We start from the raw sequence: 23,374 nt of genomic DNA on the forward strand, positions 1-23,374 counted from the left end.
CGCCGTTCCCGGGCAGGGGAGGCGGAGACGGGTCGGCTCGCGATGCGGTCGGGATCAGGAGCGCGCGAGCCACGCCTGGGCGGCCGACGTCCGGCTCAGAGGGAGCGGCGTCCCGCGATGACGCCGGAGACGACGGCGAGGACGCCGAAGACGATCGCGACGACCGGCTGGCCGAGGTCCAGCCACGCCAGCGCGGCGGCGCCCATCACGAGCAGCTCGATCAGCGAACGGCCGTAGACGTCGATCGCGAGGACAGCGCGCGGCGAGAGGAAGAGCGCCCAGATCAGCGCGGCGACCACCGGAGCGCCGATGCCGAGGACGATGTTCCACGGGAGGTCCCACGACGCGAAGCCCCAGAGGGCGAAGGTCGCCAGCGCGACGAGCTCCAGGAGGAAGCGGAGGATCGCGTTCGGGCCGATCCTGATGTCGGTGCCCGCGGTGTCCGCTCCTGCTCGATTCACGCCGACCACACTAGCCGCCGGAGGTCAGCGGAAGATGATGGTGCGGGCCCCGTCGAGGAGCACCCGGTCCTCCGCGAACCACTTGACCGCCTGCGTGAGCGTGCGGCTCTCCTCGTCCTGCCCGATCGCCACGAGCTGGGCGACCGAGTGCGAGTGGTCCACGCGCACCACGTTCTGCTCGATGATCGGCCCCTCGTCGAGGTCGCTGGTGACGAAGTGCGCGGTCGCGCCGATCAGCTTGACGCCGCGGGCGTGCGCCTGCTTGTAGGGGTTCGCGCCCTTGAAGCCCGGCAGGAACGAGTGGTGGATGTTGATGGCGCGGCCGGCCAGGCGCGCGCAGAGCTCGGGGGAGAGGATCTGCATGTAGCGCGCCAGGACCACGAGCTCGACGTCGTGCTCCTCGACGACCTCCAGCACGCGCTCCTCGAACCCGCGCTTCGACTCCGGCGAGACCACGGGTCGCGACTCGAAGGGCACGCCGTAGAACTCGGCGAGGTCGCGGAGGCTGCCGTGGTTGGACAGGATCATCGGGATGTCCACCGCGAGCTGCCCGGCGCGCTGGCGGAAGAGCAGGTCGTTGACGCAGTGCGCGGCGGTGGAGGCGAGGACGAGGGTGCGCAGCGGTCGGCCGACGACATCGAGGCGCCAGGTCATCCCGTAGTGCTCGGTGATCGGCAGCAGCGCGGCCGCGAACTCCTCGCGGCTGATCGGCGACTCCACCTGCAGGCGCATGAAGAAGCGGCCGGTGTCGGCGCTCGAGAACTGCTGGCTCTCGGTGATGTTGCCGCGGGCCTGGACGACGGCGCCGGACACGGCGTGCACGATGCCGGGCTGGTCGGGGCAGGCGAACGTGAGGGTCCAGTGGTTGCCCGTGGGCCGGGTGCCGGACCACGCGGCGTCGCTGCCCGTCGGACGGGTGCTCGCGGAGGCGGGCCGGGGAGTCGCGGACGCGGCGGGTTCGGGCTGCATCCGCCCAGGATAACGGTGGGGCACGGGGCGGTCCGCGCGCCTCAGCCCGCGTCGACCGACACGGCGGCGACGGGTCCCGTCCGCCCGGCCGGGGAGGAGTAGCGGACCCCGATCGCGTGCCTCCCGGGGCCGACCTGCAGGGTCGCAGCGAGGACGGGGGCACCGGGAGCGAGGGATCGCACCTGCTCGCCGTCGACCAGGAGGTCGAGGCCGTCCGCGTCGGGGTCGGCGAGCACGAGCACGCCGACCGCGCCCCCGCTCGATGCGGCCCGGGCGAGGAGCACCGGAGCGCGCAGGTCGACCGTCTCGGGGGCGCTGACTCCTGCGGCGGTGCGCGCCAGCACCGCGGTCGTGCCGGCGGGGAGGGGGAGCGCCGGCACTGTCCAGGAGCCGGCGGCGTCGGCGGTGGCGGATCCCCAGCGGCGTCCGTCGGAGGCGTCCTCGAGGATCACCTCGGCGCCGGGCGCGGCGGTGCCGCGGGCATCGGGCAGCAGCCGGCCGTCGGTGTCGAGTGCGAGGGTCGGCGCGGCCGCGGCGGGTGGTGCAGGTGTCGCGGTCGGTGCGGGCGCCGGAGTTCCGACGGGAGCCGCGGGGGTCCGCGGAGTCGTCGGCGCCGGTGTCGGGGTGCTCGGTGCGGGAGTGGTGACCGGAGCCGGAGTGCCCGGAGCCGGAGTCGCGACCGGTGTCGGAGCGCTCGGCGCAGGAGTCGCGACCGGACCGGATGTGCTCGGCGCCCGGGTCGCGACCGGAGTCGGAGTGCCCGGTGCCGGAGCCGGAGTGCCCGGTGCGGGAGTCGTGTTCGGGACGGAGGGCCGGACCGGACCGGAGGGCAGGCTCGGGCCGGTGCCGACCGGGCTCGGCGCGGAGCTCCCGGTCGCGACCCCCGGCGACCCGGAGGGTGTCGGAGCCGCGGTGACGGCGGGGGAGGGCGCCGGTGCCGCGCTGCCGGTCGCGGCAGGGCGATCCGGGTCCGCGGCAGGAGCCGGTGAGGCGTCCGCCTCGATCCCACTCGACGCCGGTGCGCCGACAGGATCGGGGGACGACTCCCACTGCGGCGGGCGTCCCGTCCTCCCGAGGGTCGCGCGCGTCGCTCCGGCATCGTGCCCTCCGTCCCCGGCCGGCACCGTGCTCCTCGGAGCGGAGCCGGAGTCGCTGAACCGCCCCGCCGGAACGCCGTCCCCTCCTGCACTCGCGCGGTCCGCGGCCGACGGGTCGGTCTCCGACCCGTCGGCGCTCGCCGTCGCTCCTCCGCTCGCCGTCGCTCCTCCGCTCGCCGTCGGCGCAGGTGTCTCGGCCGTTCCGCCCTCGTCCTCCCGGGTGGCGGCGTCCATCGCCGCCACGACCGCCCCGTTCCCGCTCCCCGACAGCAGCAGTGCCGTCCCGACGACTCCCGCGACCGCGAGTGCCGCCGCAGCGGACGCGGCGACGACCACGCCCGTTCCGCTGCCCGCTCCCGACGCCCGGACAGCTCTCGACGCCCGGACCGCGCTCGGCAGCGGACCGGCGGCCGCGCCGGAGCCTCCGCCCGCCGCCCAGGCGGCCGCACCGCTCACTCCGGCGGTCAGCGGCAGCAGCACCGAGGCGAGGCGGCGCGCGGTGCTCTCGGCCTCCGACAGCGCCTCGCGGCAGGAGAGACACCCCTCCAGGTGCCGGTCGATGCGGCGCCTGTCGCGGGCCGGCGCACGTCCTCGCGCGTGCGTCCCCGCCCGCTCGAGCACCCACTCGCACTCGCCCGTCGCCGAGGCGTCCGCCACGTGCTCCCGGATCCACGCGGAGCGCAGCCCCTCCCGCGCCCGGACCCCGAGCGCTGCGACCGCGTTGGGCCGCAGCCCCATCAGCGGCGCGGCGGCGGCGGGGGACAGGCCCTCCACCTCCGTGTACCAGAGCACCTCCTGCCAGCGCGGCGGCAGCGTCCGGAACGCGCGCGCGCCCAGGTCCCGCTCGAGGGCGGCGAGGGCGTGCGCCTCGGGATCGGGGCCCGCGGAGGGGAGGGCGCGGTCGGCCTCGTCGAACGGCCGCTCGTGCCGGCCCCGCCGGGCCCAGGACCCCGCGACGTTGCGGACGGCGGTGAAGAAGTAGGGGCGGAAGGCGCCCTCGGGTCCGCCGCCGCTCTCGACGGCCCGGAGGACGCGGAGGAACGCCTCCGACACCAGGTCGTCGGGATCGGAGCTGCTCGCCCACGCCCGGGCCACGGTGCGGCCGGCCGCGGAGTGCCGGCGCCAGAGCTCGGACACGGCGTCCGTGCGGCCCTTCCGGACCAGCGCGAGGAGCTCGCTGTCGCTCCGATCATCGATGCGCTCGGAGCCGCGTCGAGATGCCACTGCGGCGCCCTCCTCACCGGCCCCGCACCGGCGCCGACCGAGGGATCGTCGCACGGACCCGAGCGGCCCTCGTCAGAGTGGCGCGTCTCCCGCGCCACTCTGCCCCCTTGCTAGAGTGAGGCCGCCGCGACTGGCGTTCGGATGGGTGACCATCAGGGAGCGGCACCTCCTCCGGGGCAGCGCCCCGGACACTTTTCCCGCCGCACGCCTGGGCTGGAACGGATACCGTAGATCGGGTCGCCCGAACGAGCCGTGTCGCGCCGCCGCGACCTGCCGGGCCCCTTCCGTTTCCCAGCCAAGGAGCGTCCGTGTCCTCTTCCCCCGCCAGCCCCGGCGTCGCCGCCTCGTTCGACCAGCCCGTGTCGGTGGTCGACCCCGAGATCGCCGCCGTGCTCCAGCAGGAGCTCGACCGCCAGCGCGGCTACCTCGAGATGATCGCGAGCGAGAACTTCGTGCCGCGCGCGATCCTCGAGTCGCAGGGCTCCGTCCTGACCAACAAGTACGCCGAGGGCTACCCCGGACGCCGCTACTACGGCGGCTGCGAGTACGTCGACATCGCCGAGCAGCTCGCGATCGACCGGGCCAAGGCCCTCTTCGGTGCCGAGTTCGCCAACGTCCAGCCGCACTCCGGAGCCTCCGCCAACGCCGCGGCGCTCGCCGCCCTCGTGCAGCCCGGAGACACCATCCTCGGCCTCGAGCTCGCGCACGGCGGCCACCTGACCCACGGCATGAAGCTGAACTTCTCGGGCAAGCTCTACAACGCGACCGCGTACGGCGTCGACCCGCAGACCTTCCGGATCGACATGGACGCGGTCCGCGAGAAGGCCCTCGAGGTCCGCCCGCAGGTGCTCATCGCCGGCTGGTCCGCCTACCCCCGTCAGCTCGACTTCGAGGCGTTCCGCGCCATCGCCGACGAGGTCGGCGCGAAGCTCTGGGTCGACATGGCCCACTTCGCCGGCCTCGTGGCGGCCGGGCTGCACCCGTCGCCGGTGCCCTACGCCGACGTCGTGACCACCACCGTCCACAAGACGCTGGCCGGCCCGCGCTCGGGGCTCATCCTCGCGAAGCAGGAGTACGCCAAGAAGCTGAACTCGGCCGTCTTCCCCGGCCAGCAGGGCGGCCCGCTGATGCACGTGATCGCCGCGAAGGCGACCGCGTTCAAGCTCGCCGGCGAGCCCGAGTTCGCCGACCGCCAGGCACGCACCATCCGCGGCGCGCAAATCCTCGCCGAGCGCCTCACGGCGGCCGACTCGAAAGCCGAGGGCATCGACGTCCTGACCGGCGGCACGGACGTCCACCTCGTCCTCGCCGACCTGCGCGACTCGCCTCTGGACGGCAAGCAGGCCGAGGACCGCCTCCACGAGGTCGGCATCACGGTCAACCGCAACGCCGTGCCGTTCGACCCCCGCCCGCCGATGGTCACCTCGGGCCTGCGCATCGGCACGCCGGCGCTCGCGACCCGCGGCTTCGGCGACACGGAGTTCACCGAGGTCGCCGACGTCATCGCCGAGGCGCTCAAGCCCTCGGCCGACCTCGAGGCGCTGCGCGGCCGGGTCGCCCGCCTCACCGACGACTTCCCGCTCTACCCCGGGCTGTAGTCGATCCGCTGCACCACCCGCGCGGCGGAGGCCGGGGCACCGCCCCCCCTCCGCCGCGCCACGACCGAGGAGACCGCGATGACGGCACAGGTACTCGACGGCGTCGCGACGGCGACCGCTGTCAAGACGGAGATCGCGGAGCGGGTCGCCGCTCTGCGCGAACGGGGCGTCGTGCCCGGGCTCGGCACGCTGCTGGTGGGGGACGACCCCGCCTCCCGCTCGTACGTCGCGGGCAAGCACCGCGACTGCGCGGAGGTCGGGATCGAGTCGATCCGCGTGGACCTCCCGGCGACCGCGTCGGCGGACGACATCCGCGCCGCCATCCGGCAGCTCAACGACTCGGAGGCCGTGACCGGGTACATCATCCAGCTCCCGCTGCCGAAGGGCATCGACGAGAACGCGATGCTCGAGCTGATGGATCCGGACAAGGACGCCGACGGCCTGCACCCCACCAACCTGGGCCGCCTGGTGCTCGGCGTCGAGGGCGAGCTGGACAGTCCGCTGCCCTGCACGCCGAACGGCATCGTCGAGATGCTGCAGCGCCACGGGATCCCGACCTCGGGCAGGCACGTCGTCGTCATCGGCCGCGGGCTCACCGTCGGCCGTCCGCTCGGGCTCCTGCTCACGCGGAAGGGCCTCGACGCCACCGTGACTCTCACCCACTCCCGCACGGCCGATCTCGCCGCGGAGGTGCGCCGCGCCGACATCGTGGTGGCGGCCGTGGGCGTGCCCGGGCTCATCCGCGCCGACTGGGTGAAGCCCGGCGCCGCCGTGCTCGACGTGGGCATCACGAGGGTCGAGAACCCCGAGACGGGCCGGGCGAAGCTGACCGGCGACGTCGCTCCGGAGGTCTCGGAGGTCGCGGGCTGGCTCTCGCCGGTCCCCGGAGGCGTCGGCCCGATGACGCGGGCGATGCTCATCCACAACGTGGTGACGGCGGCCGAGCGCGCCCTGCGCTGACCGGTTCCTCGCCACGGGACCCTCGCCGGACCGCGCTCGGGGGCGACGTCCAGTCGCCTGCCGGTAGCGTGGCCGGGCGCTCTCGCGTCCCCCACCCCGTCGGACACGTCCTCGGAGCGCGCCCCGCCCCACGAGGAGAACCCATGCTCACCGTCACCGCCTACGCCGCTCCCTCCGCGACCGAGCCGCTCGTCCCCACCACCATCGAGCGCCGCGACGTCGGACCGCACGACGTGCTCATCGAGATCGCCTACTCCGGCATCTGCCACTCGGACATCCACACCGTCCGCGGCGACTGGGGTCCGGTGGCGTACCCGCTGACCGTCGGCCACGAGATCGTCGGCGTCGTCGCCGAGGTCGGCTCCGAGGTCACCAAGCACTCCGTCGGCGACCGCGTCGGCGTCGGCTGCATGGTGAACTCCTGCCGCGAGTGCGAGAACTGCCTCGCGGGCGAGGAGCAGTACTGCCTGAAGGGCAACACCGGCACCTACGCCTCCGTCGACCGCGACGGCACCATCACCCAGGGCGGCTACTCCACGCACGTCGTCGTCGTCGAGGACTTCGTGCTCCGCGTCCCGGAGTCGATCCCCTACGAGGCCGCCGCTCCGCTGCTGTGCGCGGGCATCACCACCTACTCGCCGCTCTCGCACTGGGAGGCGGGCCCCGGCAAGCGCGTGGCCGTCGTCGGCCTCGGCGGGCTCGGGCACATGGCCGTCAAGTTCGCGCACGCGATGGGCGCCGAGGTCACCGTGCTCTCGCAGACCCTGAGCAAGAAGGAGGACGGCCTCCGCCTGGGCGCCGACCACTACTACGCGACGCGCGACGAGGCGACCTTCACCGATCTCGCGAACACCTTCGACCTGATCGTCAACACGGTCAGCGCGCCCCTCGACCTCGACGCCTACCTGGGACTCCTGCGCCGCAACGGCACGATGGTGAACGTGGGCGCTCCGGCCGAGGCGCTGCCGCTGCACGTGTTCACGCTCTTCGGCGCCCGCCGGTCCTTCGCGGGCTCGGGCATCGGCGGCATCCGCGAGACCCAGGAGATGCTCGACTTCTGCGCCGAGAAGGGCATCGCGAGCGAGGTCGAGGTCGTCTCGGCCTCGCAGATCAACGAGGCCTACGAGCGCGTCCTCGCCTCGGACGTCCGCTACCGCTTCGTGATCGACGCGTCCACGTTCGAGAAGTGAGCCCGGCCGGGGCGCTAGCCTCGGCGGTATGAGCGAACGGAGCCACCCGGCCGTCGACCGCGTCCTCGCCGACCTCGACCGGCACGGTGTGCATCCGGTCGTGCGCTGGCTCGACTCGGCCGCGTCGACGGCCGCGCTGGCGGCAGAGGCGCTGGGCGTCGACGTCGGCCAGATCGCCAACTCGCTGGTGTTCCTGCTCGACGGTGCGCCGCTGCTGGTCCTGACCAGCGGCGGCCACCGCGTCGACACCGCCTGGCTGGGCGTGCAGCTGGGCGGATCGGTCACCCGGGCGCCGGCCGCCGACGTGAAGTCCGCGACGGGCCAGACGATCGGCGGGATCGCGCCGGTCGGTCATCCCGCGCCGCTGCGCACCGTGGTCGACACGGCCCTCGCCGCCTACGAAGTCGTCTGGGCGGCGGCCGGGCACGCGCACACCGTCTACCCGACCGGCTTCGACGAGCTGGTGCGGGTCACCGGGGGAGAGGCGCGGGCCGTCGTCCCGCCGGATCCGGCGCCGTAGCGCCGACTCGACGACGAACGCCCCCTGCGATCCGAGATCGCAGGGGGCGTCGACGAGAGCAGGGTCAGAGCACGCGGCCCGCGCCGTCCGCGGCCGTGACCAGGAAGAGCTCCGGAGTCGTGAAGCCCTTCTCGGCGAAGGCGGCGAGGACCGCGGCGCGGACCTCCTCCTCCTTCTCCACCGGAGTGAGGGCGATCGCGGAGCCGCCGAAGCCGCCACCGGTCATCCGGGCGCCGATCGCTCCGGCGCCGCGCGCCGCTTCGACGGCGGTGTCGAGCTCGGGCACCGAGATCTCGAAGTCGTCGCGGAGGGAGACGTGGCCGGCGTCGAGCAGATCGCCGATCGCCCGCGGGCCGTGCTCGCGCAGGGTGCGGACGGTCTCGAGCACGCGGGCGTCCTCCGTCACGACGTGCTTCACCCGCCGGTAGGTGACGTCGTCGAGGAGCTCCTCGGCGCGCGGCAGGTCGTCGACCGTCAGCTCGCGGAGCGACGGCACGCCGAGGGTCGCGGCGCCGAGCTCGCAGGAGGCGCGCCGCTCGGCGTAGCCGCCGGTGGCGTGAGCGTGCTCGACGCGGGTGTCGACGACGAGCAGGACGAGCCCGGCCTCCTCGAAGCCGAGGGGGATGACCTCGGTGTCGAGGCTGCGGCAGTCCAGGAACACCGCGGCGTCGCGCTCCCCGAAGAGGGAGGCGGACTCGTCCATGATCCCGGTGGGGGCGCCGACCGCGACGTTCTCGGCGCGGCGGCCGACGCGGGCCATCGTCGCGCGGTCGAAGCCGAGGTCCCAGAGCTCGTCGAGGGCGACGGCCATCGCGCACATCAGCGCCGCCGAGCTCGAGAGCCCCGCGCCGACCGGCACGTCGGAGTCGACGTACGCGTCGAAGCCCGAGCGGGAGCCCAGGTCGACGCCGTACTCCGTGAGCGCCCAGACCACGCCGAGCGGGTAGGCCGACCAGCCGGTCACGGCGCCGGGGCCGAGCTCGTCGAGGGCGACCTCGATCACCTCGGGCGAGAAGGCGCTGCTGATCCTGATCAGGCGGTCCTCCCGCGGAGCGACGGCCATCGCGGTGGCGCGGTCGATGGCGAAGGGGAAGACGAAGCCGTCGTTGTAGTCGGTGTGCTCGCCGATCAGGTTCACACGACCGGGGCCGGCCCAGACGCCCGCTGCGGGCCGGTCGAAGGTGCGCTCGAAGGCGGCGGCCGCGCTCTCGGCGACGGCGGTCAGGGAGGCGGGAGCGGCGGTCATCGGTTCTCCTCGGCGATGTCGGCGGCGGTCGTTGCGGGAGTGGCGGCGCCGTCGGGCAGCGAGTCGTCGCTGTGCGCGGCGACCGGCAGGGCCGCGTCGGGGCGCTGGGCGATCCCGGCCTCGAGCACGGCCGCGTCGGCCCGTTCGATGGCGGCGCGCAGGGCCGCGGCGCTCGTCTCCGGGGCGATGTCGCCGATCCAGGCCCCCATCGCGGCCTCGCTCCCCGCGAGGTACTTGAGCTTCGTCTCGGCGCGGCGGGGCGAGGTGATCTGGAGCATCAGGCGCACCTCGTCGCGGCGCTCGTGCACCGGGGCCTGGTGCCAGGCGGCGATGTAGGGCGTCGGGGTGTCGTAGAGGGCGTCGATGCCGCGGAGCAGGCGCTGGTAGATCGTCGCGAGCTCGTCGCGCTCCTCCGGGGTGGTCGCCGCCAGGTCCGGGACGTGGCGGTGCGGCAGGAGGTGCACCTCGACGGGCCAGCGTGCGGCGAACGGCACGAACGCGGTGAAGTGCTCGCCGCGGAGGAGGACGCGCTCGCCGGCCTGCTCGAAGGCGAGGACGTCGGCGAACATCGAGGGCCCGTAGCTGTCGAGCGAGGCGAGCAGACGGGTCGTGCGCGGCGTGACGTAGGGGTAGGAGTAGATCTGCCCGTGGGGGTGGTGCAGCGTGACGCCGATCGCCTCGCCGCGGTTCTCGAACGGGAAGACCTGCTGCACGCCGGGAAGGGCCGAGAGGGCGCCCACGCGGTCGGCCCAGGCCTCGACCACGGTCCGGGCGCGGGAGGCGCTGAGCGTGGCGAACGAGCCCTCGTGCTCGGGGCTGAAGCAGACGACCTCGCAGCGGCCGACGCTGGTCAGCGTCCGGCCGAGCCCGAGGGTGCGCAGGTCCTCCAGCGAGGCGGGCGCGTCCGCGTCCTCGAGGAGCGGGCCGAAGGAGGGGGAGCGGTTCTCGAAGACGGCGACGTCGTAGCGGCTGGGCACCTCCGACGGGTTCGTCGGCGACGCCGGAGCGAGCGGATCGAGCTCGGCCGGCGGCAGGAACACGCGGTTCTGGCGCGACGCGGCGATGGAGACCCACTCGCCGGTCAGCACGTCCTGGCGCATCCGCGCGGTGGCGGGGCGGGGGTCGAGGTGGCGGGCGTCGGCGGCGCGCTCCGGGGGGAGCGTCGTGTCGGCGTCGTCGAAGTAGAGGAGCTCGCGGCCGTCGGCCAGCGTGTGCGGGCGCTTGACGACGCCGGCGGAGAGGGTGATCGCTTCGTTCATGACAGGAGTCAGACTAGGGCCGCACCTTCGAAAAGGAAAGCTGGTTTTCTCTTTGACAAGTCCGCTCGACCGCGGGCACGATGGGCGGATGAGGACGGACGGCGAGCAGGAGTCCACGTCGGCGATCGAGCGCCGGCTGAGGCTGCGCCTGGCCGCCGAGAGCTCGGGCTTCGTCGGGGTCGCCCCGATGGCCGACATGCTCGGGGTCTCGGTCGTCACCGTCCGCTCCGATCTCGCACTGCTGGCGAGCGAGGGCGTCCTCCAGCGGGTGCGCGGAGGGGCGATCCCCGCGCCGAGGCCCACCGGCGAGCGCTCGCTCGAGGAGGGCCTGAGCGCCGCCTCCGACGAGAAGGCCGCGATCGGCCGCGAGGCCGCCGCCTCCGTCTCCTCCGGGCAGAGCATCGTGCTCGACGTGGGCACCACACCGCTCGCCATCGCGCACGCGCTCGTGGCTCGCGAGGAGCTTCGCGACGTCACGGTGATCACGAACGGCCTCTCCACGGCTCTGGCGCTCGAGCCGGCCATCCCGCGCTTCACCGTCGTCGTCACCGGGGGCACTCTGCGGCCGCTGCAGCACTCGCTGGTCGAGCCGCTCGCGTCCGAGATGCTCGAGCGGATCCGCGCCGACATCGCCTTCATCGGCTGCACCGGCGTGCACCCCGAAGCCGGCGTCACCAACGTCAACCTCCCCGAGGCGACCCTGAAGCGCCGGATGCTGCAGGCGGCGACCCGCAGGGTCGTGGTCGCCGACTCCTCGAAGCTCGGAGTGGTCGACCTCGGCCGGGTCGCCGCTCCCGACGAGTTCGACCGTCTGCTCACGGGTGCGGGAGCCGCCGACGGACTGGTCGCCGCTCTGGAGGAGGCGGGGCTCGCGGTCACCCGTTGCCGGGCGCTCGGCGAGCGCGTCAGTCCGTAGGATCGAGGAATGGCCGACTTCACCCCCGCTCCCGCCACCGGGCGCCAGTTCTCCCTCGACCTCACCGCCGAGGGACGCACCCTGCACGCCGTCGTGACGGAGGTGGCCGCAGCGCTGCGCCACCTCTCGGTCGACGGAGTGGAGATCACCGCCTCCTACCCGGAGAGCACCGTCCCGCCGTTCGGCTCGGGCATCGTCCTGATGCCGTGGCCCAACCGCGTGAAGGACGGGCGCTGGCACCACCGCGGCGAGACGCTCCAGCTCGCGATCACCGAGCCGAAGTACCACAACGCCATCCACGGCCTCCTGGTGAGCACCCCGTACCGCCTCGTCGACCAGGGCCCCTCCTTCGTCGAGCTGGCCGCGCCGGTCGTTCCGCAGGCGGGCTACCCGTTCCACCTCGAGACCTCGGTCCGCTACGAGCTGCAGGCCGACGGGCTGAAGGTCGTCCACCGCGTCGTCAACGTCGGAGCCGACGAGGCACCCGTCGCCATCGGCACGCACCCCTTCCTCGCCATCGGCGACGTGCCGACCGACGAGCTCGAGATCACCGTCGACGCGGCGGTGCACATCGAGGTCGACGAGCGCCTCAACCCCACCGTGCAGAAGCCGGTCGAGGGCACCGAGTGGGACCTCCGCTCCGGCCGCCGCATCGGCGACCTCGAGCTCGACGACGCCTGGGCCGACGTCCGGATGGTCGACGGTGAGAGCGTGCACGGCCTCCGCGCCGCCGACGGGCGCCGCGTGCTCCTCTGGGCCGACGCCTCGCACAACTTCATCCAGGTCTTCATCACCCGGATCTTCCCCGACGGCGACGACGTGAAGACCGCGATCGCCGTGGAGCCGATGACCGCTCCGGCCGAGGCGTTCAACAGCGGGCAGGGCCTGCGCTGGCTCGAGCCGGGCGAGGAGTGGACCGTCGCGTGGGGCATCCGCCACGAGGGGTTCCCCACCGCGTCATGACCTCCCTCGCGGCGGTGGGGCGCGACGACGAGGCCAAGCGCGTCGCCCTCGTCCGGATGAAGCGGCTCGCCACGGGCCTGCTCGTGGTGATGGCCGTCGTCTTCGCCGTGTCGTTCGCCCTGCAGGAGCGCTACCCGTGGCTGCAGTGGGTCCGGGCCGCGAGCGAGGGCGGGATGGTCGGCGCGCTCGCCGACTGGTTCGCCGTGACCGCGCTGTTCCGGCGGCCGCTGGGCCTGCCGATCCCGCACACCGCGATCATCCCGACCAAGAAGGACGAGATCGGCGCGAGCCTTGCGCAGTTCGTCGAGGAGAACTTCCTCCGCGGCGCCATCGTGCGCGAGAAGCTCGACTCCTTCGGGATCGCCCGGCGGGCGGGGCTCTGGCTCGCCGAGCCGGAGAACGCGCACCGTGTCGGCGGCGAGAGCGCGGCGGCCGTCCGCTCGGCGATCGCCCTGCTGGACGACTCCGATGTGCAGCGCGTGATCGAGGCGCTGGCGCGGCGCCACCTCCTCGACCCGCAGTGGGGCCCGCCGCTGGGCTCGCTGGTGGGCAGCGTGGTCGAGGCCGGCCACCACCGGCGCCTCGTGGACACGCTGGTCGAGCAGGCGGAGGAGTGGCTGACCGCGAACCCGCAGAGCTTCACCCGCATGGTCAGCGGCCGCCTGCCGAGCTGGCTGCCCTCCGCGGTCAGCCGGGCGGTGGACGAGCGGCTGTACCGCGAGGCTCTCGTCTTCGTCGCGGCGGTGCGCGAGGACCAGGTGCACCCGTTCCGGATCGCGATCGACGGCTACCTCGCCACGCTGGCGCAGGATCTGGGCACCGATCCCGACCTGATCGCCCGCGTCGAGGAGATCAAGAACCGCGCCTTCGACAGCCCGCGCGTCCGCGAGCTCGCGGGGGACGCCTGGGAGGCGACGAAGGCCTCGCTCCTCGGCGCGATGGACGACCCGGCGAGCCCGCTGCGCGGCAGTATCGAGTCGATCGTCGTCGATCTGGGCCGCCGGCTCTCGACCGACGCCGGCCTCGCGGCGACCGTCGACTCCTGGATCGGCTCGGTGGCGGCGAACCTGGTCGACCGCTACCGCACCGACATCGCCAGCATCATCGGCGACACGATCCACCGCTGGGACCCGCGCGAGACGTCCGAGAAGCTCGAGCTCCAGGTCGGGAAGGACCTCCAGTTCATCCGGATCAACGGCACCGTCGTCGGCTCCCTGGCCGGCCTGGTCATCTTCACGGTCGCGCACGCGCTGCTCGGCTCGTGAAGCGGGGCGCACGGCGCCGCTCCGCAAGCCCTCGTCGGCGTCGGTGGTCGGGCGTACGGTCGCACCATGAGCGATGACAACACCACCGATCCCGATGTCAAGACCGAGGGCGACGTCCTCGGCGCCCGTGCCGACGACGGCAGCGACACCAGCGCCAGCAAGGACCCGTCCGACTGGGTCACCGGCGACGAGCCGATGACCGGCCCGCAGCGCAGCTACCTCGACACCCTCGCGCGCGAAGCGGGCGAGACCCTCCCCGCCGACCTCACCAAGGCCCAGGCCTCCGAGCACATCGACCGCCTGCAGTCCTCCACGGGCCGCGGCGACGGCAGCAACGGGCACGACTGATCCCGCCGGGGCGCCGCGGGGCTGAGCATCAGTCCCCGTCGGCGCCCCCGTCCGGGGCGCGCACACCGGAGCCCGGCGTCCCTAGGGTTCGGTCATGGCGATCTCCCGCACCACGCGCACCGCCCTCGACCTCATCGACGCGATCCGGATCCCCGGCCGCATCGATCCCCGTCTGGCCCGGCAGGTGACCCTCTCGCTCCGCCAGCTCCTCGAATCCGGTGCCTTCGGCCCGAGCGAGCGGCTCCTCCGCCGCCGAGCGAGGAGACTGCGTTCCCGCACCCGCGAGGCGGCGGCGTTCCGGCAGGCGCGCTCGGCCGGCTGCACCGTTCAGCTCTGAGCATGCTGAACGGGGCCGCTCCGCTGTGACCGGCGCCGGGACAGACACCGCCAGCGCGGTCGTCTAGAGTTCCTGGCATCCGGTGCGCCGGACGCCCGCCGCAGTCTCCCGGCCGGTCGACAAGGGAGTCGTCTCGGCGCGGGTCACCCCTCGTTCGCCCGTCGAACGCTCCGCTGATCCCAGCACCCCGCTCCCTCGTCGAGAAGGGACTCCCGCGATGACGTCTCGCGTCTCGCACACCGCGACGACCGTCCGCCTCGTCCGCTGGTACCGGATCGACTCCGACTGGCTCTCGGAGGTCGTCACCGGACGCCTGCTCGAGCACCAGGACGGCCGCTGGCGCCTCCTCGTCGGCGAAAAGGTGCGCGACTACCCGGACGAGGTGTGGTCGCTCTGCCACGAGTGACGCCGTCGCGGATTGCCGGGGCCCGGACGGGGCGTCAGAGGTAGAGGTAGTACGTCTTCGCGCAGTCCGTCGAGCAGAACGGATCGCGGCGGCGGGCCGGCCGGACGCGGCACGCCTCGCACAGCCGCGGCCGCCGCAGAAGAGCGCGGAGGAAGGTCAGCACTCCTGCACGGTAGTGGTGCGACCTGTCCGCGCCCTGGCACTGTCCGGAAAGCGCGACCAGGCGAGCGGGTGGTGGGCCCCGTCGGGCTCGAACCGACGACCCGCGGATTAAAAGTCCGCTGCTCTGCCAACTGAGCTAGAGGCCCGCGCGCTCCAGGGTAGCGGGCCGTCGGCGCCCCCGGAGCAGGTGCGGCGCCGAGCAGCCGGACTATTCCGGAGCGGTCCGCGTCCTCCGCGCGGGCATACCCGCCCAGCCGCGGGCGTTACCCTCCTCGAACCCCCTACGGAGCGCGAGCGCGAGAGCGTCCGCGCGCACGACCGCGGAAGGCGGCCCCATGACAGACGGCTTCCACAAGCCGACCAAGTTCCCCTCCCACGTCTTCGAGGCGTTCCAGGGAGGAGAGGACCCGGCGCAGATCAGCCGCGTCGCCCACGAGACCGCGATCGCGCTGCTGAGCCGCGTCCGGAACGACCCGGACCCGGTGGTCATCGACCGCCTCGTCGAGTACACCGACCACAACGGCATCGACGCCCTCGCCGAGCTCTGGGCGCGCTCCAGCGCGGCGAGCCTGCCGGGTGCGCTGTGGCGGATCTACCTGCTGCGGCTGGTCATCCGGCAGGACCCGGAGAGCACGAGCTTCCTCTACCAGCGCGGAGTCGAGCTCTCCGCCACGATCGACCCGGTGGTCGCCGGAGCGAGCACGCCCACGGGGCCGGCCGAGATCACCGAGCTGGCCGACCGGATCCTCCGCGGCGTCTTCGACGGCGACTTCGCGGTGGCACTGGACCGCGCCGCGGCGTTCTGCCGCGTGAGCGCCTCCGGAGCCGTCTCGGTCGCCGACGACGTGGAGCCGGTGAACCCCGCCCGGGCGAGCGAGCTGACCACCCGCGCGCTGCGCCTCTCGACCACCGCCGCCGAGCTCGTGAGCTGCGCCCGGCTGTGGAGGAGCGACTCCCTGGAGTGACGCGCAACCCGCGTTCACCCACTGCGAACGCCGCTCGCCGCCACCGCGGAGGCCTTTGGTAGACTGGCGGAAGCCGGATCGCAGTAACCCCGGGCTCCACTTATAGCCGCTTCGAGCGGCCTCGCGCCGAGAGGCGTTTCTGCGGTCCGGCCCCTTCTCTGCTCGCATCGCCGCCACGGTGCGCGAGGCGAGGGCCCAGGAGGAGTCGATCCTCGCCCGAGTCCCCACAGACAGGCGCCAGCGGAATGAAGAACAGCAGAGCTCTCCGGATCGGCGCGCGCGTCTGGGCGGGAGCAGGGCTGCTGGTCGTCGCCGCGCTCTACCTCCTCGCCGCCCCGAGCGTCGACGACGCGGAGGGCGCCCAGTTCGCCGCGGGCGTCTCGCTCTCGCAGGGCACGGTGATGCGCGTCCTCGCGGTCCTCGACCTGTTCGCCGGGCTCTGGGTCCTCCTCCGCCCGCGCAGCTATCCGGGCATCACCGCTGCGGCGGTGGCTGTGATCTCCCTCTGGCTGGCCCCCCGGCTGGGCGATCCGGCGCTCGTGCCGATCGGCACCTTGGCGCTGGATGTCCGATTCGTGACGCATCCGATCGAGGTGTCGGTCGTCGTAGCAGGCCTGGCCGTGACAGCCTTCTGGATGACGCGGAATCTTTCAGCCCGGGCGCGGGCGAGGCGGGGCTGATGACGGACGACACCACAACGGAGGCGGCTGTCCTCCTCGAGCGCATCGCCGGAGGAGAGCAGGCGGCTTTCGCCGCGCTCTACGACCAGATGGCGGGCCGGGTCCTCGGCCTGATCATCCGCGTGCTCGTCGACCGCTCCCAGTCCGAGGAGGTGGCCCAGGAGGTCTTCCTCGAGATCTGGCAAACCGCTGGGCGTTTCGCTCCGAATAAAGGAAGCGCGACGACCTGGATCCTCACGATGGCACACCGCAGGGCCATCGACAGGGTCCGCGCGGCTCAAGCCGGCCGTGATCGGGACATGCGCATCGGAATCCGAGACCTCGGGCGCGACTACGACCAGGTCTCCGAGCAGGCGGAGGTGTCCCTCGAGCACGAGAAGGTCGCGGCCGCCATGGGCCGCCTGACGGAACTGCAGCGGCAGGCGCTGCAGCTCGCTTACTACGGCGGATACTCGCACAGCGAGATCGCGGGGATCCTGCAGTGCCCCGTGGGAACCGTCAAGACACGCCTGCGTGACGGAATGATCAGACTTCGAGAAGAGATGGGGGTGGCCCTGTGAACGATGTGCGACTCCCCGACGGGATGGACGACCCGCGCGATCTCGCGGCGGGTCACGCACTGGGCATCCTGACGCCCGAGGAGCAGGAGCGCTACGAGCGCTTCCTCTCCGAGCACCCGGAGGCGCGCGGCGAGGCCGACGCGTTCGCCGAGGTGGCCGAGGCGCTGGTCGCCGACGCACCCGCCGTGGAGCCCTCGCCGGGCTTCAAGGCCGACCTGATGGCGCTCATCGCCACCACTCCGCAGCTGCCGCTGGAGGAGCCCGACGAGGACCACGAGGCGCCCGCCGCGCCCCGCCTGGTCCCCGTCGCCTCCGAGGGCGAGCGGAGCGGTCCGACGGCTCGCCGGGACGGTGGCGGCAGCGCCGCGAACCGCGCTCGGAGCCGCTGGTTCGCCCGCCCCGCGGTCTACCTCTCGGCGGCTGCGGCCGCCGCGGTGATCGTGGTCGGCGGAGTGACCCTCCCGCCGCTGCTCTCGTCCGGTCCCGGCCAGACGCAGCAGCAGACGGCTCTGGAGCAGATCCGCAGCGCCCCCGACGCGCAGGAGACGACCGGCACGGTCGCCACCGGCGAGCAGGCGACGCTGGTCTGGTCGAGCTCGCTCGGCCGCTCCGCCCTCGTGGTGGACGACCTGGCGCCGCTGCCGGAGGACAAGACCTACGAGCTCTGGTACATCGGCTCGTCCGGTCCCGTCGCCGCGGGCACGTTCGACGGGGGAGAGGGCAGCACCGTGGCTCCGCTCGAGGGGAGCCTCGCCGAGGGCGGAGTCGTCGCGGTGACCGTCGAGGACGCCGGCGGCTCGTCGGCTCCGACCACCGATCCGATACTGGCGATCGACATCGCCTGAGGGCCTGAGCACGAGAAGAGCCGCACTCCGGGAACGGGGTGCGGCTCTTCTCGTTCCCGGAGTGCAGGACGTCGAACGAGAACGAGCCGCGACCCCCGGAGGGACGCGGCTCGCTCTCGTCTGCGGCGGATCAGCCGAAGCGGCCCGAGACGTAGTCCTCGGTCGCCTGGACGGACGGACGCGAGAACATCGTCGCGGTGTCGTCGTACTCGATGAGCTTGCCCGGCTTGCCGGTGCCCGCGATGTTGAAGAACGCGGTGCGGTCCGAGACGCGCGAGGCCTGCTGCATGTTGTGGGTCACGATGACGATCGTGTAGTCGTTCTTGAGCTCCTCGATGAGGTCCTCGATCGCGAGGGTCGAGATCGGGTCGAGGGCCGAGCAGGGCTCGTCCATCAGCAGGACGTCGGGGGAGACGGCGATCGCACGGGCGATGCACAGACGCTGCTGCTGGCCGCCGGAGAGGCCGGAGCCCGGCTTGTCGAGGCGGTCCTTCACCTCGTTCCAGAGGTTCGCGCCCTGGAGCGAGCGCTCGACGAGCGCGTCCGCGTCCGACTTCGAGATGCGGCGGTTGTTGAGCTTCACACCGGCCAGCACGTTGTCCCGGATGGACATCGTCGGGAACGGGTTGGGGCGCTGGAAGACCATGCCCACCTGGCGGCGCACCTGCACCGGGTCCACGCCCGGGCCGTACAGGTTGTTGCCGTCGATCAGGACCTCGCCCTCGACGTGCGCGCCGGGGATGACCTCGTGCATGCGGTTGAGCGTGCGGAGGAAGGTCGACTTGCCGCAGCCGGACGGGCCGATGAAGGCGGTGACCGTGCGGGGCTCGATGGCGAGCGAGACGCCCTCCACCGCGAGGAACTGGCTGTAGTAGACGTTGAGGTCGTTGACCTCGATGCGCTTGGACATTGCTTCCTTCGGGGATTCCGGCCGGAGCCGAGTGGTGGGTGTCAGCGGCCGAGCTTGGGGGCGAAGATCTTCGCGATCAGGCGGGCGACCAGGTTCAGCGCCATGACGATCAGGATGAGGGCCAGCGCGCCGGTCCAGGCCCGGTTGAGGAACGCCTCGGCGTCGGGGCCCTGGTTCGCGTACTGCGTGTAGACGAAGACCGGGAGGGTCATCATCCGCTCGCTGAAGAGGTCGTAGTTCATCGACGCGGTGAAGCCGGCGACGATCAGCAGCGGCGCGGTCTCGCCGATGACGCGGGCGATGGCGAGCGTGATGCCCGTCGTGATCCCGGCGATGGAGGTCGGCAGCACGATCTTGACGATGGTCAGCCACTTCGGCACGCCGAGGGCGTAGGACGCCTCGCGCAGCTCGTTCGGCACCAGCTTCAGCATCTCCTCCGACGAGCGGACGACCACGGGGATCATCAGCACGGCGAGGGCGATCGAGCCGGCGAAGCCCATCCGGACGCCGGGGCCGAGGATCAGCGCGAAGAGCGCGTAGGCGAACAGGCCCGCGACGATCGAGGGGATGCCCGTCATCACGTCGACGAAGAAGGTGATCGCCCGGGCGAGGTGGCCGCGGCCGTACTCGACGAGGTAGATCGAGGTGAGCAGGCCGATCGGCACCGAGATCAGCGCGGCCATGGCCGTGATCTCGAGCGTGCCGACGATCGCGTGGAGCGCGCCGCCGCCCGCGTCGATGACGTTGCGCATCGACGAGGAGAAGAAGAGCGGATCGAACCGCGCGACTCCGTTGGAGACGACCGTGTAGAGCAGGGAGATCAGCGGGAGCAGCGCGATGATGAACGCGGTCGCGACCAGCGAGGTCACGAGGCGGTCGACAGCCTTGCGGCCGCCCTCGACCAGGCGCGAGACCACGTAGATGGCGACGTCGAAGAGGACGGTGCCCCAGAAGATCGCGCCGACGAGGCTGAAGTCGTTCATCATGCCGGCCGCCTGGAGGATCAGGAAGACGGCGGCGAACACGACCCAGCTGCCGACGAGCAGCATCCAGGGGGTGCCCTTGGGCAGCTTGCCCGCCTGCAGCGAGAAGGGCATCGACGAGGTGGCGGCGGACATCAGTTGGCTCCCGAGAAGGCCTTGCGGCGGTTGACGATGAACCGCGCGACCGAGTTCACGACGAGGGTGATGACGAAGAGGATGAGGCCCGAGGCGACGAGGACGTTCACGCCGACTCCGCTCGCCTCCGGGAACTGCAGCGCGATGTTCGCGGCGATGGTGTTCGAGTTCTGCGAGGTCAGCAGGAGGAAGGAGACGACCGTCGCGGGCGAGAGCACCATCGCGACGGCGAGCGTCTCGCCGAGGGCCCGGCCGAGGCCGAGCATGGCGGCCGAGACGATGCCCGGGGCGCCGAAGGGCAGGACGGCCATGCGGATCATCTCCCAGCGGGTCGCGCCGAGCGCGAGCGCCGCCTCCTCGTGCAGGCGCGGGGCCTGGAGGAAGATCTCGCGGCAGACCGCGGTGATGATCGGGATGACCATGACGGCCAGCACCACCGAGGCGGTGAGGATCGTCTTGCCGGTGCCCGACGCCTGGCCGCCGAAGAGCGGGAACCAGCCGATGTTCACGTTGAGGAAGAGGTAGAAGGGCTGCACCATCGGCGCCAGGACGGTCGCGCCCCAGAGGCCGAAGACCACCGAGGGGACGGCGGCGAGGAGGTCGACCACGTAGCCGAGGGCCATCGCGATGCGGCGCGGCGCGTAGTGCGAGATGAAGAGGGCGATCGCGATCGAGAGCGGCAGGGCGATCACCAGGGCGATCACCGCCGACCAGACCGTGCCGAACACCAGAGGGCCGACGTAGGCCCAGAAGCTCGTCGCGTCGCCGGGGAGGCTGCCGGCCGGCGCGGTGAACGCGGGGATCGACTGCACGATGAGGAAGATCGCGACGGCGGCGAGGACGAGGAGGATGAGGGAGCCGGCGGCGACGGTCGAGATCGAGAAGACCCGATCTCCGACACGCACCTTCGCCTTCGGGCGGACGACGGTCTCAGTTGCCATTCCAGGGGACTCTCTTCAGACGAGGGGTTCGGCGGGGCGCACAGGGAGATGCTAGGGCTCGGCGGGGGCGTCCGGTGGGCCGAGCCCGGCACAGGCGGGGCCCGTCCCGCGGATCGTGCTGCGAGACGGGCCCTGCCGGTGGGACTACTTGATCGACTCGATCGCGGTGGCGACGGTCGACGCGAGCTCGGAGCTCAGGGGAGCGGAGCCGGCCTGAGCGGCGGCGGCCTCCTGGCCCTCCTCGCTCGCGACGTAGGAGGCGTAGGCCTTGACGACCTCGCCCTTGTCGGCGTCCGCGTACTCCTGGCACACGATGAGGTAGCTGACCAGGACCATCGGCCAGGCGTCCGCCTCGGTGCCGGTGCGGTCGATCTTGATCGCGAGGTCGTTCTCCTCGCGGCCGTCGGCGATGGGCGAGGCGGCGACGACAGCCGCGGCTCCGTCGGCCGAGATGGTCGAGAACGCATCGCCGACCTTCAGCTGGGCCATGTCCATGCCCTGGGCGCCGGACTCGTCGGCGTAGCCGATCGTGTTGGTGCCGTTCTTGACCGCGTCGACGACACCCGAGGTGCCCTTGGCGCCGTCACCGCTCTGGTACGGGAAGGTCTGCGCGGCAGGAGCGTCCCAGACGTCGCTCGCGGTGGCCGCGAGGTAGTCGGTGAAGTTCTGCGTGGTGCCCGAGTCGTCCGAGCGGTGCACGGAGGTGATGTTCGCCGACGGAAGGGTCGCGTCGGGGTTCAGGGCCTTGATCTCCGGGGCGTCCCAGGAGGTGATGGTGCCCTTGAAGATGCCGGCGATGGTGGCCGCGTCGAGCTTGAGCTCGTCGACGCCCTCCACGTTGAAGATGACCGCGATCGGCGAGATGTAGACCGGGAGGTCGATCGCCTTGGTGTCGGGGGCGCAGGCGGCGAAGGTGCTCGCGAGCTCCTCGTCCTTGAGCGCGGAGTCGGAGCCGGCGTAGTCGGCGGCGCCGTCGATGAAGTTGGTGCGGCCGGCGCCGGAGCCCTGCGGGTCGTAGTTGACCGTGACCTCGGGGTTCGCGGTCTGGAACGCGGCGGCCCAGGTGGTCTGCGCGGTGCCCTGAGCGGACGAGCCGATGCCGGTGATGGTGCCCGAGAGCGTGGAGGTGGTGGCGGAGCCGGAGCTGCCGCCTGCGGCCGGTGCCTCGTTGGCAGCGCAGGAGGTCAGCGTGATCGCTGCGACGGCGGCGACGACGGCCGCCTGGCCGAGACGCGAGAATCTCACAAGTATCCCTTTCGGGTAGGAAAGCGTGGAAAACAGAACAGGGCCTGGTGCAGCCCGCGAGCGAGAGTACGGAGGGGTCGTGTCCTGGCACCGACCGCTCGGTGAACGCGCGGTGAACGGGTCCGCTCCGGGGATTGCGGAGCGACGGGGCGGCGGGGAAGGCGAGGAGCGTCGGGCGCGTCCCGGCCGCGCGACCGGCCCGGTCCGGCGGGGCCCGTGGAGCCCGTCGCGCAGCGCGGCCCGGGCGGTCAGGCCAGCGGCGTGTGCGTCTCGATCGCGACGATCCCGGAGCCGGGGTGGGCGGTGGAGAGGTGCACCACGGCGAAGCCTCCGGTCGGGAGCGCGGACGCCTCGTCGAGGTAGGCGCCGAGAGGGGTCGCCGTGGCGAGGGCGATCTCGCGCAGGATCTCGGGGATCACCGGCCGGTGGCTGCAGAGGACCGCGGTGCGGCGGGCGCGGACCCGCTTGCCGACGAGGGCGCGGACGTCGGCGGTGCCCTGCTCGTGCGCCTCCTGGCTGAGGTCGTCGCGGAGCTTGACCGGCTTCTTGACCAGACCGGACAGCGGGGCGATGGTCGACCGGCAGCGCTTGGCGGTGCTCGAGACGAGGCGGCGCGGGCGCCAGGCGGCCACGGCCTGAGCGGCGGCCGCGGCCTCGACCCGGCCGCGCCCGGTGAGGCGGCGGGTGGAGTCGCGGCCGTCCCAGGAGGAGGCGGGCACCGCCTTCGCGTGCCGCAGGACCACGATCGCGAAGGTCTCGAGCGCCCCGCGCGCGGCGATCCGGGCGAACTCGTCGACGATCGTCACGTCGTGCGGATACGTCAGGTAGCTCCGGGCCCGCTTGAGCGTCACCCACTCGAGCGCCTCGACCTCGTCGTTCGGGAGGAAGTCGGACGCCAGGACGGCCTTCTCGGTGACCTGCGCGGCCCAGTAGTAGACGGCCTTCGGGCGCCCGCTCGGCAGCGTGTACTCGGTGCATCCCAGCGGCACACCGAGCGCCACCGAGAGCCCGGTCTCCTCGCGGATCTCGCGCACCGCGGTCTCCGGGAGGGACTCGCCCGCATCGACCTTGCCCTTGGGCAGGCTGACGTCCCGGCGGTGCGGCCGGTGGATCACGAGGATGTGCGGGCGGCCCTCGATGATCCGCCAGCACACCGCTCCTGCTGCGTAGACGGTGCCCGTCACGGGCG

The 23,374-nt window shown here is 72.7% G+C and carries 25 protein-coding genes and 1 tRNA gene; 14 read left to right on the plus strand and 12 right to left on the minus strand.

Going from position 1 to position 23,374, the window contains the following annotated elements:
* Positions 1–95 precede the first annotated feature (95 nt).
* Genes C5D08_RS10155 through C5D08_RS10165 form a run of 3 tightly spaced genes read right to left on the minus strand, consistent with a single transcriptional unit; the run spans position 96 to position 3,751 of the window.
* Positions 96–461 carry a YrdB family protein gene (locus tag C5D08_RS10155; RefSeq protein ID WP_104276971.1) on the minus strand — a complete coding sequence of 122 codons (366 nt, stop codon included), beginning with the start codon at positions 459–461 and terminating at the stop codon, positions 96–98.
* 24 nt (positions 462–485) lie between these two features.
* Positions 486–1,430, minus strand: a complete 945-nt coding sequence (gene purU, locus C5D08_RS10160) for a formyltetrahydrofolate deformylase (RefSeq protein ID WP_104276945.1) — start codon at positions 1,428–1,430, stop codon at positions 486–488.
* 41 nt (positions 1,431–1,471) lie between these two features.
* Positions 1,472–3,751 (minus strand): sigma-70 family RNA polymerase sigma factor, encoded by a 2,280-nt coding sequence (locus C5D08_RS10165; RefSeq protein ID WP_181110121.1) that lies wholly within the window; start codon positions 3,749–3,751, stop codon positions 1,472–1,474.
* A gap of 308 nt (positions 3,752–4,059) precedes the next feature.
* On the opposite strand from C5D08_RS10165, the gene glyA reads away from it, so the two are divergent.
* From glyA to C5D08_RS10185, 4 genes are all read left to right on the plus strand, one after another.
* Positions 4,060–5,349 (plus strand): serine hydroxymethyltransferase, encoded by a 1,290-nt coding sequence (gene glyA / locus C5D08_RS10170; RefSeq protein WP_104224723.1) that lies wholly within the window; start codon positions 4,060–4,062, stop codon positions 5,347–5,349.
* 78 nt (positions 5,350–5,427) lie between these two features.
* Positions 5,428–6,309: a bifunctional methylenetetrahydrofolate dehydrogenase/methenyltetrahydrofolate cyclohydrolase gene (locus C5D08_RS10175; RefSeq protein WP_104276947.1), complete on the plus strand. Its 882-nt coding sequence runs from the start codon at positions 5,428–5,430 to the stop codon at positions 6,307–6,309.
* 143 nt (positions 6,310–6,452) lie between these two features.
* Complete coding sequence (locus C5D08_RS10180) at positions 6,453–7,499, plus strand: NAD(P)-dependent alcohol dehydrogenase (protein ID WP_104233905.1); 1,047 nt, start codon at positions 6,453–6,455, stop codon at positions 7,497–7,499.
* A gap of 28 nt (positions 7,500–7,527) precedes the next feature.
* Positions 7,528–8,019 (plus strand): YbaK/EbsC family protein, encoded by a 492-nt coding sequence (locus C5D08_RS10185; protein ID WP_104276948.1) that lies wholly within the window; start codon positions 7,528–7,530, stop codon positions 8,017–8,019.
* 64 nt (positions 8,020–8,083) lie between these two features.
* On the opposite strand, the gene galK is transcribed toward C5D08_RS10185, so the two are convergent.
* A complete protein-coding gene (gene galK / locus C5D08_RS10190; protein WP_104276949.1) occupies positions 8,084–9,265 on the minus strand; it encodes a galactokinase in 1,182 nt (393 codons plus the stop codon).
* Positions 9,262–10,524: a galactose-1-phosphate uridylyltransferase gene (galT, locus tag C5D08_RS10195; RefSeq protein WP_104276950.1), complete on the minus strand. Its 1,263-nt coding sequence runs from the start codon at positions 10,522–10,524 to the stop codon at positions 9,262–9,264. Before galT ends, galK begins: the two co-directional genes overlap by 4 nt.
* Before the next feature lie 88 nt (positions 10,525–10,612).
* On the opposite strand from galT, the gene C5D08_RS10200 reads away from it, so the two are divergent.
* From C5D08_RS10200 to C5D08_RS10225, 6 genes are all read left to right on the plus strand, one after another.
* Entirely contained in the window at positions 10,613–11,440 is an 828-nt protein-coding gene (locus C5D08_RS10200; protein ID WP_104276951.1) for a DeoR/GlpR family DNA-binding transcription regulator, read from the plus strand.
* Positions 11,441–11,449: 9 nt separating this feature from the next.
* Positions 11,450–12,403 (plus strand): aldose 1-epimerase family protein, encoded by a 954-nt coding sequence (locus C5D08_RS10205; protein ID WP_104276952.1) that lies wholly within the window; start codon positions 11,450–11,452, stop codon positions 12,401–12,403.
* A complete protein-coding gene (locus tag C5D08_RS10210; RefSeq protein WP_104276953.1) occupies positions 12,400–13,668 on the plus strand; it encodes a DUF445 domain-containing protein in 1,269 nt (422 codons plus the stop codon). The genes C5D08_RS10205 and C5D08_RS10210 overlap by 4 nt, the downstream gene beginning before the upstream one ends.
* A gap of 66 nt (positions 13,669–13,734) precedes the next feature.
* A complete protein-coding gene (locus tag C5D08_RS10215) occupies positions 13,735–14,016 on the plus strand; it encodes a DUF3072 domain-containing protein (RefSeq protein ID WP_104224714.1) in 282 nt (93 codons plus the stop codon).
* A 94-nt stretch (positions 14,017–14,110) separates the two neighbouring features.
* Positions 14,111–14,353: a hypothetical protein gene (locus C5D08_RS10220; protein ID WP_104276954.1), complete on the plus strand. Its 243-nt coding sequence runs from the start codon at positions 14,111–14,113 to the stop codon at positions 14,351–14,353.
* Between the two features lie 217 nt (positions 14,354–14,570).
* Complete coding sequence (locus C5D08_RS10225; protein WP_104276955.1) at positions 14,571–14,759, plus strand: hypothetical protein; 189 nt, start codon at positions 14,571–14,573, stop codon at positions 14,757–14,759.
* Positions 14,760–14,793: 34 nt separating this feature from the next.
* On the opposite strand, the gene C5D08_RS17350 is transcribed toward C5D08_RS10225, so the two are convergent.
* Positions 14,794–14,922, minus strand: a complete 129-nt coding sequence (locus C5D08_RS17350; RefSeq protein WP_258062912.1) for a hypothetical protein — start codon at positions 14,920–14,922, stop codon at positions 14,794–14,796.
* Between the two features lie 69 nt (positions 14,923–14,991).
* Positions 14,992–15,067 (minus strand) — tRNA-Lys (locus C5D08_RS10230).
* A 189-nt stretch (positions 15,068–15,256) separates the two neighbouring features.
* Between C5D08_RS10230 and C5D08_RS10235 the strand changes: the two genes are divergently transcribed.
* The 4 genes from C5D08_RS10235 (at position 15,257) to C5D08_RS10250 (ending at position 17,971) form a co-directional block, all read left to right on the plus strand.
* Positions 15,257–15,886 (plus strand): DNA-directed RNA polymerase subunit beta, encoded by a 630-nt coding sequence (locus C5D08_RS10235; RefSeq protein WP_104227273.1) that lies wholly within the window; start codon positions 15,257–15,259, stop codon positions 15,884–15,886.
* A gap of 245 nt (positions 15,887–16,131) precedes the next feature.
* Positions 16,132–16,566: a hypothetical protein gene (locus tag C5D08_RS10240; RefSeq protein WP_104276956.1), complete on the plus strand. Its 435-nt coding sequence runs from the start codon at positions 16,132–16,134 to the stop codon at positions 16,564–16,566.
* A complete protein-coding gene (gene sigK, locus C5D08_RS10245; RefSeq protein ID WP_104276957.1) occupies positions 16,566–17,126 on the plus strand; it encodes an ECF RNA polymerase sigma factor SigK in 561 nt (186 codons plus the stop codon). Before C5D08_RS10240 ends, sigK begins: the two co-directional genes overlap by 1 nt.
* Positions 17,123–17,971: an anti-sigma factor gene (locus C5D08_RS10250; protein ID WP_146086087.1), complete on the plus strand. Its 849-nt coding sequence runs from the start codon at positions 17,123–17,125 to the stop codon at positions 17,969–17,971. The genes sigK and C5D08_RS10250 overlap by 4 nt, the downstream gene beginning before the upstream one ends.
* A 130-nt stretch (positions 17,972–18,101) precedes the next feature.
* Here C5D08_RS10250 and pstB read toward each other — a convergent pair whose 3' ends face one another.
* The 5 genes from pstB to C5D08_RS10275 all read right to left on the minus strand — a co-directional run bounded on the left by pstB (position 18,102) and on the right by C5D08_RS10275 (position 23,369).
* On the minus strand, positions 18,102–18,881 hold the full coding sequence (pstB, locus tag C5D08_RS10255) for a phosphate ABC transporter ATP-binding protein PstB (RefSeq protein ID WP_104224707.1): 780 nt from the start codon (positions 18,879–18,881) through the stop codon (positions 18,102–18,104).
* Positions 18,882–18,922: 41 nt separating this feature from the next.
* Complete coding sequence (gene pstA, locus C5D08_RS10260; RefSeq protein ID WP_104276959.1) at positions 18,923–19,999, minus strand: phosphate ABC transporter permease PstA; 1,077 nt, start codon at positions 19,997–19,999, stop codon at positions 18,923–18,925.
* Positions 19,999–20,940: a phosphate ABC transporter permease subunit PstC gene (gene pstC / locus C5D08_RS10265; RefSeq protein WP_104276960.1), complete on the minus strand. Its 942-nt coding sequence runs from the start codon at positions 20,938–20,940 to the stop codon at positions 19,999–20,001. The genes pstA and pstC overlap by 1 nt, the downstream gene beginning before the upstream one ends.
* A gap of 144 nt (positions 20,941–21,084) precedes the next feature.
* Positions 21,085–22,185, minus strand: a complete 1,101-nt coding sequence (pstS, locus tag C5D08_RS10270; protein ID WP_104276961.1) for a phosphate ABC transporter substrate-binding protein PstS — start codon at positions 22,183–22,185, stop codon at positions 21,085–21,087.
* Positions 22,186–22,433: 248 nt separating this feature from the next.
* Complete coding sequence (locus C5D08_RS10275) at positions 22,434–23,369, minus strand: NUDIX domain-containing protein (RefSeq protein WP_104276962.1); 936 nt, start codon at positions 23,367–23,369, stop codon at positions 22,434–22,436.
* Positions 23,370–23,374: the final 5 nt, after the last annotated feature.

Source organism: Rathayibacter sp. AY1B6 (genome assembly GCF_002932755.1).
Taxonomy (GTDB): Bacteria; Actinomycetota; Actinomycetes; order Actinomycetales; family Microbacteriaceae; genus Rathayibacter.